A 13,756-nucleotide genomic window follows, 5' to 3' on the forward strand; every position below is an offset into this window, starting at 1 on the left:
CGTGCGTGACAGCCTCCCGGAGGCTGGACACGCGCGGGCTGGAGAAAAGGGGCACGGGGACCATGGAGAGCGGGCCGGCGATCTTCGCGGGAGTGGTGTTCGCCCTGTTCGGGGCCGGTCTGCTGGTGTGGACCACGACGCGGGTGCGGCACGGCCGGCCCGTCGCGCACGGTGTGAGCCCCGTCGCATCGGCGACCGTCGCGAGCGTCGCCGCCGTGATCGCGCTGGGCCTCGGGGCCTGGTGCCTGAACCAGGTGTGAGGAGCCGGTTGGGCACCCCGGCCGAGGCGCCGCCCGGGTAACCGGGGGATCGCGCTCCGGATACCTGCGTCGGGGCAGGTGAGCACTCCGGGCGGCAGGAACACGGTTCGTCGGGTTACCGTTCGAGTGGCCGTTGCGGGCTTTTCCCGTTTGACACGGGGGCGGGAGGTACCGTCACACTCCGCAGCGTCACGATCGAAACACAGAACGACCCGACCCGGGACCACGGCCTGGGGAGGCCCAGCGTCGACCGGAGAGAAGAGCGAAGTTGTCCCCGACCAGCGAGACCGCGAAGGGCGGCCGCCGACTCGTCATCGTCGAGTCGCCTGCCAAGGCGAAGACGATCAAGGGCTATCTCGGCCCTGGCTACGTCGTCGAGGCGAGCGTCGGGCACATTCGCGACCTTCCCAGCGGCGCGGCGGAGGTGCCGGAGAAGTACACCGGCGAGGTCCGCCGCCTCGGTGTGGATGTCGAACACGACTTCCAGCCGATCTATGTGGTCAACGCGGACAAGAGGTCCCAGGTCAAGAAGCTCAAGGACCTGCTGAAGGACTCCGACGAACTCTTCCTCGCCACCGATGAGGACCGCGAGGGCGAGGCCATCGCCTGGCACCTGCAGGAAGTCCTCAAGCCGAAGATCCCGGTCAAGCGCATGGTGTTCCACGAGATCACCAAAGACGCGATCCGCGCCGCCGTCGCCAACCCGCGCGAGCTGAACCAGAAGCTCGTCGACGCCCAGGAGACCCGCCGCATCCTCGACCGCCTCTACGGCTACGAGGTCTCGCCGGTCCTGTGGAAGAAGGTCATGCCGCGCCTGTCGGCCGGCCGTGTCCAGTCCGTCGCCACCCGCCTCGTCGTCGAGCGGGAACGCGAGCGCATGGCGTTCCGCTCCGCCGAGTACTGGGACCTCACGGGGACCTTCGCGACCGGCCGCGCGGGAGACGCCTCCGACCCGTCGTCGCTGGTCGCCCGCCTCCAGACGGTCGACGGACGGCGTGTCGCGCAGGGCCGCGACTTCGACTCCCTGGGGCAGATCAAGAGCGCGAACACCCTCCACCTCGACGAGGCGAACGCCCGCGCGCTCGCCGCCGCGCTGGAGAACACGCGCTTCGCCGTCCGCTCGGTCGAGTCCAAGCCGTACCGCCGCTCGCCCTACGCCCCGTTCCGTACGACGACGCTGCAGCAGGAGGCATCCCGCAAGCTCGGCTTCGGCGCGAAGTCGACCATGCAGGTCGCCCAGAAGCTGTACGAGAACGGCTACATCACCTACATGCGTACGGACTCCACGACCCTGAGCGACACGGCCGTCTCGGCCGCCCGCGCCCAGGTGACGCAGCTGTACGGCGCCGACTACCTGCCGCCCCAGCCGCGCACCTACGCCGGCAAGGTCAAGAACGCGCAGGAGGCGCACGAGGCGATCCGCCCCTCCGGCGACCGCTTCCGCACGCCCGCCGAGACCGGACTGACCGGCGACCAGTTCAAGCTGTACGAGCTGATCTGGAAGCGGACCGTCGCCTCCCAGATGAAGGACGCGACCGGCAACAGCGTCACGGTCAAGATCGGCGGCGCCGCCTCCGACGGCCGGGACGTCGAGTTCAGCGCCTCCGGCAAGACCATCACCTTCCACGGCTTCCTCAAGGCCTACGTCGAGGGCGCCGACGACCCGAACGCCGAGCTGGACGACCGCGAGCGCCGCCTGCCGCAGGTCGCCGAGGGCGACGCGCTGACGGCCGAGGAGATCACGGTCGACGGCCACGCCACCAAGCCCCCGGCCCGCTACACCGAAGCGTCGCTGGTCAAGGAGCTGGAGGAGCGCGAGATCGGCCGTCCGTCGACGTACGCGTCGATCATCGGCACCATCCTGGACCGCGGCTACGTCTTCAAGAAGGGCACGGCACTCGTCCCGTCCTTCCTCTCCTTCGCCGTGGTCAACCTCCTGGAGAAGCACTTCGGGCGGCTCGTCGACTACGACTTCACCGCCAAGATGGAGGACGACCTCGACGCCATCGCCCGCGGCGAGGCCCAGTCGGTGCCGTGGCTGCGCCGCTTCTACTTCGGTGAGGGCGACGGCACGGGCGGCGGCGGCGCGGCCGACGCGGGCAACGGCGACGGCGACCACCTCGGCGGCCTCAAGGAGCTGGTGACCGACCTCGGCGCGATCGACGCGCGCGAGGTGTCCTCCTTCCCCGTCGGCAACGACATCAAGCTGCGTGTCGGCCGCTACGGCCCCTACGTCGAGCGCGGCGAGAAGGACGCCGAGAACCACCAGCGCGCCGACGTCCCCGAGGACCTGGCCCCGGACGAGCTGTCCGTGGAGCTGGCGGAGGAACTGCTCGCCAAGCCGAGCGGCGACTTCGAGCTGGGCACCGACCCGGCCACCGGCCACGCCGTCGTCGCCAAGGACGGCCGCTACGGCCCGTACGTCACCGAGGTGCTCCCCGAGGGCACCCCGAAGACCGGCAAGAACGCCGTGAAGCCGCGCACCGCCTCGCTGTTCAAGTCGATGTCGCTGGACACGGTGACCCTCGACGACGCCCTGAGGCTGATGTCGCTGCCCCGTGTCGTCGGCACCGACGCGGAGGGCGTGGAGATCACCGCGCAGAACGGCCGCTACGGCCCGTACCTGAAGAAGGGCACGGACTCGCGGTCCCTCCAGACCGAGGAGCAGCTCTTCGAGATCACGCTGGAGGAGGCGCTGGCGATCTACGCCCAGCCCAAGCAGCGTGGCCGGGCCGCGGCCAAGCCGCCGCTGAAGGAGCTGGGCACCGACCCGGTCAGCGAGAAGCCGGTCGTGGTCAAGGACGGCCGCTTCGGCCCGTACGTCACCGACGGCGAGACCAACGCGACCCTGCGCTCCGGCGACAGCGTCGAGGAGATCACGCCCGAGCGGGGCTACGAACTGCTCGCCGAGAAGCGTGCCAAGGGGCCCGCCAAGAAGACGGCGAAGAAGGCCGTGAAGAAGACGGCCGCCAAGAAGGCTCCGGCCAAGAAGGCGACGGCCACCAAGAAGACGGCCACCAAGAAGACGGCCGCCGCGAAGACCACGGCCAAGAAGACCGCCGCCAAGAGCACCGCGAAGAAGACGGCCGCCAAGACGGCGACGAAGACCGCGACGAAGAAGGCGACCGCGTCGAAGGCGTCGGAGGACTGAGCGCGCTGTTCGCGAAACGAACGCCCCGGCATCGATTCGGTGTCGGGGCGGACGTACGTCCGGCCGGGCACACCGGACTGTCGGCGGCGACCGATAGGCTGAACGCATGACGCGAGCCGAGCAGCCAACGGCCCCTCACCCCGCCCCCGACGACGCCCTGGTCGCGGACTCCCGCGAGCGCGCCGTCCGCGCCCTGCTGCGCCGCCCGCAGCTGAGGCGTTTGTGGAGCGCACAGCTCGTGGGGGGTGTCGGCGACATCCTCGCCCTCCTGGTGCTGGTCCTCCTCGTGGTCCAGGCCGCGATCGGCGCGGGCTCCTTCGGCGGGGGCTACCGCGGCGTGGCGTTCGCAGTGGCGACCGTTTTCGGCGTCCGGATCCTGGCGACGCTGCTCTTCGGCGCGGTCCTGCTCGGGCCCCTGACCTCGCTCACCTCGCAGGACGGCCCGCTCGACCGGCGCTGGACCATGGTGGGCGCCGACGGGCTGCGTGCCGCGCTGCTGATCGTCGCGCCCCTGTGGATCGACTGGACGCCCGACGACGCGCTCGCCTACCTCCTGGTGACCGCCTTCGTCACCGGAGTCGCCGAGCGCTTCTGGACGGTGTGCCGGGAGAGCGCGGCCCCCGCGCTGCTGCCCGCCCCGCCCCTGGAGGGCGCGACCGTGCGGCCGCTGCCGGACCACATGGACGCGCTGCGCCGCCTGTCGCTGCGCACGAGCTTCGTCGCGATCCCCCTCGCGGCCGCCGTGCTGGTCGTCGCGGGGCTCCTGAACAACCTGCTGGGCGCCGGCGTCGACTGGTTCGCCGAGCACCAGGCGGCGCTCGGCTCGTACGTGGCGGCCGGCCTGTTCGCCGCGTCCCTGTCCGTGGTGAGCTTCCTGGAGCTGCCCGCGGTGCGCACCCCGCGCGCGCGGTCGCCGCTGGAGGGCATGCGCCGCCCCAAGAGCGGCGGCGGCGTCGACAAGGGCCGCACCGGAGCGCTCCCGCTGCTGGTGTTCGCCTGCGCCGCGGTCGCCGCGGTGGTGGCCGCCACGGTCGCCGTCGCGGTGCTGCACGCCAAGGACCTGGGCGGCGGCCCGGTGCTCTACGGCCTGGCCGTGGGCGCGCTGACCGGCGGCGTCGTCGTCGGCATCCGCACCGCCCCCGCCCTGCTGCCCTCCCTGTCCCGCCGGCGGCTGCTCGCCCTGGCGATCGCCTTCGTCGGCGTCACCCTGCTGGCCGCCGGTCTCGTCCCGGACGACACCACCGTGCTGCTGCTCCTCGCGCTGTCCGGCGTCGGCGCGGGCGTGGCCGCCAACACCGGGCACGCGCTGCTCGACCAGGAGACCGAGGACCAGCGCCGGGCCCGGACCACCGAGCACCTGCACGCCGTCGTCCGGGTCTACGTGGCGCTCGGCGCGGTCGTCGGACCCGTGCTGGCCGCGGCGATCGGACCGCACCGGCTGGAGAACGGCAGGTTCGTCTTCGCCCACGGCGGCGCCGCCTTCGTCCTGATGCTGCTCGGCGCGCTGCTGCTGCCGCTGGCCGCGCTGGTACTGGCCAAGGTCGACGACCGCTCCGGCGTGCCGCTGCGCCACGACCTGCGGGACGCGCTGCTCGGCGGCGACGACCCGGTGCCGACATCGGCTGCGACCGGCTTCTTCATCGCCCTGGAGGGCGGCGACGGCGCCGGAAAGTCCACCCAGGCCGAGGCCCTCGCCGAGTGGATCCGCGGCAAGGGGCACGAGGTCGTGCTCACCCGCGAGCCGGGGGCGACCCCGGTGGGCAAGCGCCTGCGCTCCATCCTGCTGGACGTCTCCAGCGCCGGGCTGTCGCACCGCGCGGAGGCGCTGCTGTACGCCGCCGACCGCGCGGAGCACGTGGACACCGTGGTGCGGCCCGCCCTGGAGCGCGGCGCCGTGGTCGTCTCCGACCGCTACACCGACTCCTCGGTCGCCTACCAGGGCGCCGGCCGCGACCTGTCGCCGACCGAGATCGCCCGTATCAACCGCTGGGCCACCAACGGGCTCGTACCGCACCTGACCGTCCTGCTGGACGTGGCGCCGGAGGCCGCCCGCGAGCGGTTCACCGAGGCGCCGGACCGCCTCGAGTCGGAGCCCGCCGAGTTCCACGCGCGCGTGCGCTCCGGATTCCTCACCCTGGCCGCCGCCGACCCCGGGCGCTACCTCGTCGTGGACGCCGGTCAGGAGCCGGAGGCCGTCACCACCGTCGTACGCCACCGGCTCGACCAGGTGCTGCCGCTGTCCGAGGCCGAGATCAAGGCCCGGGAGGAGGCGCGCCGCAAGGCCGAGGAGGAAGCCCGCCGCAAAGCCGAGGAAGAGGCCGCGCGCAAGGCCGAGGAGGAGCGCCTGGAGCGCGAGCGCCTCGAGGAGGAGGCGCGGGTGCGCGCCGAGGAGGAGGAGCGCAAGCGCCGCGAGCTGGAGGAGGCGCAGCGGCGCGAGGCCGAGCGGCAGGCCGAGGAGGCCAGGCAGCGGGCCGAGGAGGCGCGCCGCAAGGCCGAGGAGGAGCGGGCCCGGCTCCTGGCCGAGGAGAAGGCACGCGCCGAGGAGGAGGCACGGCTGCGGGCCGAGGAGGAGCGGCGCCGCAAGCAGGCCGAGGAGGAGGAGCGGCTGCGGGCCGAGGCCGAGGCCCGGCGTCTGGAGAAGCAGCGCAAGGCCGAGGAGGCCCTGCTGCGCGCCGAGGAGGCGCGCCGGGCGGCGGAGCAGGCGGCGGCCGCGGCCGCCGCCGGACCCAAGTCGGCGGCCCCCGCGGCGGCGGACGCACCCCGCCCGGAGCCGGCCGCCCCGGCCCCCAACGACGCGGCGACCGTGCCCACCCCGATCGTCACCCCGACCAACGCCTCCGGCGGGCCGGTGGAGGACACGGCGGTCCTGCGGCCGGTGCGGGACACGCCCGGCGACGACCGTGCCGACGACGCCGAGGAGGGCACCGACGCCCGGGGCGCTCGCGGCGAGTCCGAGTCCGAGGTGACGACCGAACTGCCCAAGCCGCCGGTGCCGTCCGGCGCGGCGGACGAGACGGCGGTGCTTCCGGCGGTGGAGCCGCGGGACGCCGACGAGACGGCGGTCCTGCCGCCCGTGCGCGGGGACGACCCCGCCGACCGGGTCCCGCCGGGCTACTTCCGGGAGGAGAGCCCGGCCGAGGAGGCCCGGGACCGCACGCGTGAGCTGCCCCGGATCGACCCCGACCAGGCACCGCCGTCCCGCAGGCGCCGTTCCGACTGGGCGGAGGAAACCCCGCTGGACGACCTGCCGACGCTGGCGGACGAACTGCTCGGGCCGCACGACGAGGACGAGGGCGGCCGGGACGACGAGGGCCGCGGCGGCCGGGGCAGGGGCCGGGGACGACGCTGAGCACCGGGACCGCCGCGTTGTCGGTGCCGCCCCGCACAATGGAGGGCGCGACGCGGATCGGCGCGGCGGCCCGGCGTCACGGCTCGGTGTGGTGGCCCGGTGTGGTGGCTCTTTGCGAGGGCCATGTGTGAGGGCCGTGTGTGAGGGCCATGTGTGAGGGAAGGACGGCGTGACCCATGACCGTGTGGGACGACCTCGTCGGGCAGGAGAAGGTGTGCGAGCCGCTCGCCGCCGCTGCCCGGGACGCCGACGCCTTCGTCACCGCCGCCGCGGCCGAGGGCCCGCTGCCGCAGTCGACGAGCATGACGCACGCCTGGCTGTTCACCGGCCCGCCCGGCTCCGGCGTGGCCCAGACGGCCCGGGCCTTCGCCGCCGCACTGCAGTGCGTGAGCCCCGACCGCGCCCTCGGCGGCGTCCCCGGCTGCGGCTTCTGCGACGGATGCCACACGGCACTGGTCGGCACCCACGCGGACGTGAGCACCGTGGTCGCCATGGGCGCCGAGATCCGCGCCCAGGACATGCGGGACACCGTCCGCAAGTCGTTCACCTCACCCGCGAACGGTCGCTGGCAGATCATCCTCGTCGAGGAGGCCGAGCGGCTGAACGAGAAGTCGGCCAACGCCGTCCTGAAGGCCGTGGAGGAACCGGCCCCGCGGACCGTGTGGCTGCTGTGCGCCCCCTCCGTCGAGGACGTCCTGCCCACGATCCGCTCCCGCTGCCGCCACCTGAACCTGCGCACGCCGTCCGTCGAGGCCGTCGCCGACATGCTCGTACGGCGCGAGGGCGTCGAACCGGACGTCGCCGCCGCGGCGGCCCGCGCCACCCAGGGCCACATCGACCGCGCCCGCCGCCTGGCCACCGACAAGGCCGCCCGGGACCGCCGGGCCGCCGTGCTGAAGCTGCCGCTGCGGGTCGAGGACGTCGGCGGCGCCCTCAAGGCGGCCCAGGAGCTGGTCGACGCCGCGGCGGAGGACGCCAAGCAGCTCGCCGAGGAGATGGACGCCAAGGAGACCGAGGAACTGAAGGCGGCCCTCGGCGCCGCCCAGGGCGGCCGGCTCCCGCGCGGCACGGCGGGCGTGATCAAGGACCTGGAGGCCGACCAGAAGCGCCGCAGGGCACGCACCCAGCGCAACAGCCTCGACCTCGCCCTCAGCGAGCTGACCGGCTTCTACCGCGACGTCCTCGCGCTCCAGCTCGGCTCCCGCGTGGCCATCGCCAACGCCGACGCGGAGGACGCCCTGGAGCGGCTCGCCCGCGGCAGCACCCCCGAGTCCACGCTGCGCCGGATCGAGTCGGTCGCGGCCTGCGGAGAGGCACTGGACCGCAATGTGCCCCCGCTGCTGGCGGTGGAGGCGATGACCATGGCGCTCAGATCCGGCTGAGCGGTTGACGCCGTAACACGTACGGGGCACGCGCGCCACGCACCGCGATGACGTCGTCGCGGAGAGTTACGCTCGGTGAATGCACACAAGGCGCACTCACCGCAGGACCCGCACCGGCGGCACCCGTTTCCGGGCCACGCTGCTCACTGCCGCGCTGCTCGCCACCGCCTGCTCGGCCGGGGGCGCGTCGACGTCCGCCGGATCCCCCGCGGCGGAGGCGGCCGGCTCGACGGAGGCGGCCACGACGACCCTGACCCCACTGCCGAAGGCCACGCCCGCCGAGCTGTCGCCGTACTACGAGCAGAAGCTCGCCTGGCGCGACTGCGGCGTCCCCGGCTTCCAGTGCGCCACCATGAAGGCCCCGCTCGACTACGCCAAGCCCGCCGAGGGCGACGTCCGGCTCGCGGTGGCCCGCAAGAAGGCCACGGGGCCGGGCAAGCGCCTCGGCTCGCTGCTGGTCAACCCGGGCGGACCGGGCGGCTCGGCGATCGGCTACCTCCAGCAGTACGCGGGCATCGGCTACCCGGCGAAGGTCCGCGCCCAGTACGACATGGTCGCGGTCGACCCCCGGGGCGTGGCCCGCAGCGAGCCGGTCGAGTGCCTGGACGGCCGCGAGATGGACGCGTACACGCGGACCGACGTCACCCCGGACGACGCGGGCGAGACGGACGAGCTGGTCGACGCCTACAAGGAGTTCGCCGAGGGCTGCGGGGCCGACGCGCCGAAGCTGCTGCGCCACGTCTCCACGGTCGAGGCGGCCCGCGACATGGACGTCCTGCGCGCGGTGCTGGGCGACGACAAGCTGACCTATGTCGGAGCCTCGTACGGCACCTTCCTGGGCGCGACCTACGCCGGCCTCTTCCCGGACCGGACGGGCCGCCTGGTCCTGGACGGCGCGATGGACCCCTCCCTGCCCGCCCGCCGCCTGAACCTGGAGCAGACGGAGGGCTTCGAGACGGCGTTCCAGTCCTTCGCGAAGGACTGCGTACGGCAGCCGGACTGCCCCCTCGGCGGCAAGGACACCACTCCCGACCAGGTCGGCAAGAACCTGAAGTCCTTCTTCGACGACCTGGACGCGAAGCCCCTGCCCGCCGGGGACGCCGACGGCCGCAAGCTCACCGAGTCCCTCGCCACCACCGGCGTGATCGCGGCGATGTACGACGAGGGCGCCTGGCAGCAACTGCGCGAGTCCCTGACCGCGGCGATCAAGGAGAAGGACGGCGCGGGCCTGCTGATCCTGTCCGACAGCTACTACGAGCGCGAGGCCGACGGCGGCTACAGCAACCTGATGTTCGCCAACGCCGCCGTGAACTGCCTCGACCTCCCCGCCGCCTTCTCCTCCCCGGACGAGGTGCGCGACGCCCTCCCCGACTTCGAGAAGGCGTCCCCGGTCTTCGGCGAGGGCCTCGCCTGGTCCTCTCTGAACTGCGCGTACTGGCCGGTGAAGCCCACGGGGGAGCCGCACCGCATCGAGGCGGCCGGTGCCACCCCGATCGTCGTGGTCGGCACCACCCGCGACCCGGCCACCCCCTACCGCTGGGCCGAGGCCCTCTCCGACCAGCTCGCCTCCGGCCACCTCCTCACCTACGAGGGCGACGGCCACACCGCGTACGGCCGCGGCAGCTCCTGCATCGACTCCGCGATCAACACGTACCTGCTGACCGGCACCGCCCCGGAGGACGGCAAGCGCTGCTCGTGACCCCCGCCCCGCCCCGGAGCCCACGCCTCCGGGGCGGGTTCGGAGCACCCCGCGAAACTGTGTAGACTTACCGACGTTGCTGATCGCACCATGGGTGCACGGCGCGCCGCCTTAGCTCAGATGGCCAGAGCAACGCACTCGTAATGCGTAGGTCTCGGGTTCGAATCCCGAAGGCGGCTCCATTGAACCCCAGGTCACATTGCCCGTGACCTGGGGTTTTTGTTTGAACGGGATGGTCCGGTCCGTTGGTTGACGGGCGTCGGAGGGGACGGCGGTGCCCGGTGGGGGGGTCAGTGCTGCGGGCCCGGCTTCGCGGTGCCCATGCGGTTCGCGAGTTCGGTCCGGGACCGTACGGAGAGCTTGCGGTAGATCCGGGTCAGATTGGCTTCCACGGTCTTGACCGACACGAAGAGTTCGTCGGCGGTCTCCTGGTTGGACCGTCCTGCCGCGACGAGCTCGGCGACCCGGTGTTCCGTCGCCGTGAGCGTGCTCGTCGTGGAGTGCGGGGCGACCCGGCCGGCCTCGTCCCGGGCCCGCTCCGCCCAGCGTGGGGTGCCGAGCTCGTCGAAGGCGTCCGCCGCCGCTGCCAGCGTCTGGGCGGACCGGCCCCGGTATCCGGCGCGGCGGTAGACCTGCCCCAGGGCCAGCCGGGACCGCGCCGCCTCGAAGGGACTCTCGGATCCCGGGCGGTCGACGATCTCGCGGAGCTTGGCCAGGGCGTCGTCCACGTCCCCCCGCGCGGCCGTCAGCAGGGCCTGGCAGCGGTCCGCGGCGACCGCGGCCTCCGGCTTGCCCGCCGATCCCTGGCGGCGCAGTACGGCGACGGCCGCTTCGACGTCCTCCGTCGCGCCGACCTGCAACGCGGCGTCCGCGTAGTCGACGCCCCACAGCAGCGACTCCAGGTCGACCATCCCGGTCTTCGCGAAGATCTCCGCGAGTTCGCGCAGCGCTTCGAGGGCCGCCTGCCAGTTCCGGGCGGAGGTCTCGACGAATCCGAGCAGGGCCAGGAAGGCACCGCGAAGATACGTCGACTCCTGGGTGCCGGGCCGGGCGAGCGCGGTCCGGGCCCGTTCGCGCGCCGCGTCCAGCTCGCCGGCGTGGGAGTCGACGAGGATGTCGACCACGTCCTTCTGCGCGTTGAAGGCCCAGTCGCGGATGGCGGGCGCCCACGCGCCCGATCGGGCCGCCTCGTCCTGCGCGGCCCGGGCCTCGCGCACCTTCGACTTGCGGATGAGGACGACGATCAGGCCGACGTACAGCCTCGGCAGATCGCCGTACTGGCCGGCTTCGACCGCCCACTCGATGCCGTCCCGGGCGTGTCTGTCGGCCATCGGGTCGTCCCAGGAAGCGTTGAAACTGCGCGTCAGAGCGAGGAACGACATGGGCAGCCGGGCGTCGCGGGCCAGCTCCTCGATGGCGCGGGACGACTCCTCGCGCAGGTCCGCGCCCGCACCCCAGAGCTGCTCGACCGCGAGCCGCTCGATCAGCGCGATGAGCTGAATGTCCGGGCGTTTCGCCGCCGCCGCCTCGGTGACCGCGTTCCGGGCCAGTTCCAGGGCACGCGTACCGTCGCCCTGCAGGCGGCAGACCGACGCGAGGTTGCAGAGGACTTCGGGGCGGGCCCCGCTTCCGGTGGGCACCAGCCGCAGCACCTGCTCGGCGAGGGCCCGGGCGGTCGGTACGTCCTGGGCCAGCCGGATCCGCCGGACCAGCACCTGGGCCTGTTGTTCCGGGGTCGTGGCAAGCCCCGCCCCCTTGCACAGGGCCGCCCGGGACGCCCCCGCGTTGCCCGCCTCGCTGTAGGTGTCCACCGCGCGCAGCCAGCGTTCCAGCCCGGCGTTGGCGTCGGCGTCCGCGTTGGTGTCGGCGGGGGCGGGGGTGGCCAGCGCGGCTCCCTCCAGCAACTCGCCGGCCGACTGCGGAGCCCCACGGCCCTTCGAGAGTTCGGCGGCCCGTTCCAGATCGGCGGCGACCACCTCGTCGGGGGCCGTGATCGACCTCGAACGATGGCGGGCACGCTCCACCGGATCCTGGAGCGTCTCCGCGAGCACCCGGTGCGCCCGGCGGCGCTCGGCCGGCGTGGCGTCGTCGTACACCGCCGACGCCAGCAACGGGTGGGAAAAGCCGATCACCGATCCGGCGCCCACCGTCGCCACGTCCGCGTCGGCCGCCGCTTCCAGGGCCGGCCCACAGCCGGGCCCGCTCGACGGTCCGCTGCACCTGCGGCACCGTCAACCGCCCCGCCACGGCGACCAGCAGAAGCACCTCCCGCGCGTCCTGAGTCAGCCGCGCCAACCGCTTACGGAGAAGTTCGGCCAGGCTCGGCGGGACCTGGACACGGCCGTGGTCGGAGGCCCGCGCGATCTCCAGGGCCAGGAACGGGTTCCCGCCGCTCGCCCGGGCCACTCCGGCGCTCACGGGCGGAGTCCACCCCGGGCCCAGACGCGCACGGAGCAGTCGGCCTATCGCCTCGTCCGACAGGGGCCGCAGGACGAACTCGTGCCGCGGTTCGGCCAGGCAACGGATCAAATCCGTACCGGTGTCCGGATCCGGCCTGGTCGCGACCAGGACACTCAGGTGCCGGGGCTCGGCGAAGGCACCGCGCAGCGCGAAACCGAGGGTGCCGACGCTCTCCTGGTCCAGCCACTGCAGGTCGTCGATGAGGAGTGCGATCGGCTCGGACGCGCACAGCCGCGTCAGCAGACCCCGTACCGCCATCGGCACGGCCAGCGCGTCGGGCGCGGCCTGCGCCGGTTCGGCCCGCTGCAGGGCGACGTCGAGCGCACGCCGCTGCGGACCCGGAAGACCGCTGTCCGACCCTTCCGGGAACTGACCGATCAGTTCGGCGAGCCCCGCGAAGGGCAGCCCCCGCTCGAACCGCGTCGGAGCGACGGACAGCACCCTTCGCCCCTGACGCCGCGCCAGCTCGGCGGCGGCCTTCAGCAGGCTGCTCTTGCCGACGCCCGGGTCTCCGACGGTGACCGCGCTGCCGCCCCGGTCCACGACGCCGCCCACGACTTCGAGCGCGTCCTCACGTCCGAGCAGCCATTCGGTCATGACCGTATGGTGCCCTACCGCCGCCTCACCGTGTCGAGGGATATCCCTGATGCCCCTGCCTCCCTCCCTCCCCGAGCCTGTGTGCCATGACGCAGATCGAGAACATGGTCCTCGTCCACGGGGACTTCATGGACGGATCCGGCTGGCGGCCCGTTTACGAGCTGCTCACCTCCTACGGGTACCGGGTCACGGTGGTCCGGATCCCGACCCTGTCCCTCTCGGGCGACGTGCTCGCCGTGCTGCGCGCACTGCGCGGGCAGGACGGTCCGTGCGTACTCGTGGGGCACTCCTACGGCGGAGCGGTGATCACGGAGGCGGGCACCGACGACGACGTCGGCGCCTTGGTCTATGTCGCCGCGTTCGCGCCCGACTCCGGCGAGTCCGCGGGCGACCTCCTGTCCGGAGCCCCGGCGATGCCGGAGCCCAGGGACGGCTTCCTGGTCCACGACCGGGCCGGTTTCCCGTCGTCCTTCGCGGCCGACCTCCCGCCGGCCGATGCGCGTTTCCTGGCGGACTCGCAGATCCCCTGGCGGGTCGATGCCGTCGGCGGCCGGGTCACCCGGCCTGCCTGGCGCACCAAGCCGAGCTGGTACCTGGTGGCGACCGACGACCACGTGATTCCGCCGGCGACGCAGCGGGCCATGGCACGACGGGCCGGTTCCACGGTGCTCGAAGTGGCCGCGAGTCACTCCGTGCACATGTCCCAGCCACGCGCGACGGCCGACCTCGTCCGCCGGGCGGCGACGCGGGAAGGCGATCCCGCGAGTTGACCGACTTCGCCCACCCGCAGGGGCAGACCGCGGGCAACGCGCGGAGGTTCTGCCGGGGTTCGTGCCGGGCGGCGCGGCGTCGTCGCGT

The 13,756-nt window shown here is 73.3% G+C and carries 7 protein-coding genes, 1 tRNA gene and 1 pseudogene; 7 read left to right on the forward strand and 2 right to left on the reverse strand.

The window, feature by feature from the left end; genetic code table 11:
- Positions 1 to 62: 62 nt before the first annotated feature.
- From ACH4D3_RS29645 to ACH4D3_RS29670, 6 genes are all read left to right on the forward strand, one after another.
- Complete coding sequence (locus ACH4D3_RS29645) at positions 63 to 260, forward strand: hypothetical protein (RefSeq protein ID WP_398328190.1); 198 nt, start codon at positions 63 to 65, stop codon at positions 258 to 260.
- A gap of 268 nt (positions 261 to 528) precedes the next feature.
- Positions 529 to 3,411, forward strand: a complete 2,883-nt coding sequence (topA, locus tag ACH4D3_RS29650; RefSeq protein WP_398328193.1) for a type I DNA topoisomerase — start codon at positions 529 to 531, stop codon at positions 3,409 to 3,411.
- A 106-nt stretch (positions 3,412 to 3,517) separates the two neighbouring features.
- The gene (gene tmk, locus ACH4D3_RS29655; RefSeq protein WP_398328195.1) at positions 3,518 to 6,760 is read left to right on the forward strand and encodes a dTMP kinase; all 3,243 of its coding nucleotides are present in this window, start codon (positions 3,518 to 3,520) and stop codon (positions 6,758 to 6,760) included.
- A gap of 176 nt (positions 6,761 to 6,936) precedes the next feature.
- Complete coding sequence (locus ACH4D3_RS29660; RefSeq protein ID WP_398328198.1) at positions 6,937 to 8,142, forward strand: DNA polymerase III subunit delta'; 1,206 nt, start codon at positions 6,937 to 6,939, stop codon at positions 8,140 to 8,142.
- Between the two features lie 79 nt (positions 8,143 to 8,221).
- On the forward strand, positions 8,222 to 9,841 hold the full coding sequence (locus ACH4D3_RS29665; RefSeq protein WP_398328201.1) for an alpha/beta hydrolase: 1,620 nt from the start codon (positions 8,222 to 8,224) through the stop codon (positions 9,839 to 9,841).
- A 105-nt stretch (positions 9,842 to 9,946) separates the two neighbouring features.
- A tRNA-Thr gene (locus ACH4D3_RS29670) sits at positions 9,947 to 10,023 on the forward strand.
- Between the two features lie 108 nt (positions 10,024 to 10,131).
- On the opposite strand, the gene ACH4D3_RS29675 is transcribed toward ACH4D3_RS29670, so the two are convergent.
- Positions 10,132 to 11,997, reverse strand: a complete 1,866-nt coding sequence (locus ACH4D3_RS29675) for a LuxR C-terminal-related transcriptional regulator (RefSeq protein WP_398328204.1) — start codon at positions 11,995 to 11,997, stop codon at positions 10,132 to 10,134.
- A 478-nt stretch (positions 11,998 to 12,475) separates the two neighbouring features.
- Positions 12,476 to 12,898: pseudogene (locus ACH4D3_RS29680) on the reverse strand (ATP-binding protein); the annotation flags it as partial.
- Between the two features lie 86 nt (positions 12,899 to 12,984).
- On the opposite strand from ACH4D3_RS29680, the gene ACH4D3_RS29685 reads away from it, so the two are divergent.
- The gene (locus tag ACH4D3_RS29685) at positions 12,985 to 13,668 is read left to right on the forward strand and encodes an alpha/beta fold hydrolase (protein ID WP_398328207.1); all 684 of its coding nucleotides are present in this window, start codon (positions 12,985 to 12,987) and stop codon (positions 13,666 to 13,668) included.
- Positions 13,669 to 13,756 lie beyond the last annotated feature (88 nt).

This window comes from Streptomyces sp. NPDC018026 (assembly GCF_044327745.1).
In the GTDB taxonomy this organism is placed as follows: domain Bacteria; phylum Actinomycetota; class Actinomycetes; order Streptomycetales; family Streptomycetaceae; genus Streptomyces; species Streptomyces rubrogriseus.

Bases quoted from the DNA above. Each gene is read 5' to 3' on its own strand.
- ACH4D3_RS29665 (WP_398328201.1), top strand. From the start codon at position 8,222: ATGCACACAAGGCGCACTCACCGCAGGACCCGCACCGGCGGCACCCGT.
- ACH4D3_RS29645 (WP_398328190.1), top strand. From the start codon at position 63: ATGGAGAGCGGGCCGGCGATCTTCGCGGGAGTGGTGTTCGCCCTGTTC.
- ACH4D3_RS29685 (WP_398328207.1), top strand. From the start codon at position 12,985: ATGACGCAGATCGAGAACATGGTCCTCGTCCACGGGGACTTCATGGAC.
- ACH4D3_RS29660 (WP_398328198.1), top strand. From the start codon at position 6,937: ATGACCGTGTGGGACGACCTCGTCGGGCAGGAGAAGGTGTGCGAGCCG.
- tmk (WP_398328195.1), top strand. From the start codon at position 3,518: ATGACGCGAGCCGAGCAGCCAACGGCCCCTCACCCCGCCCCCGACGAC.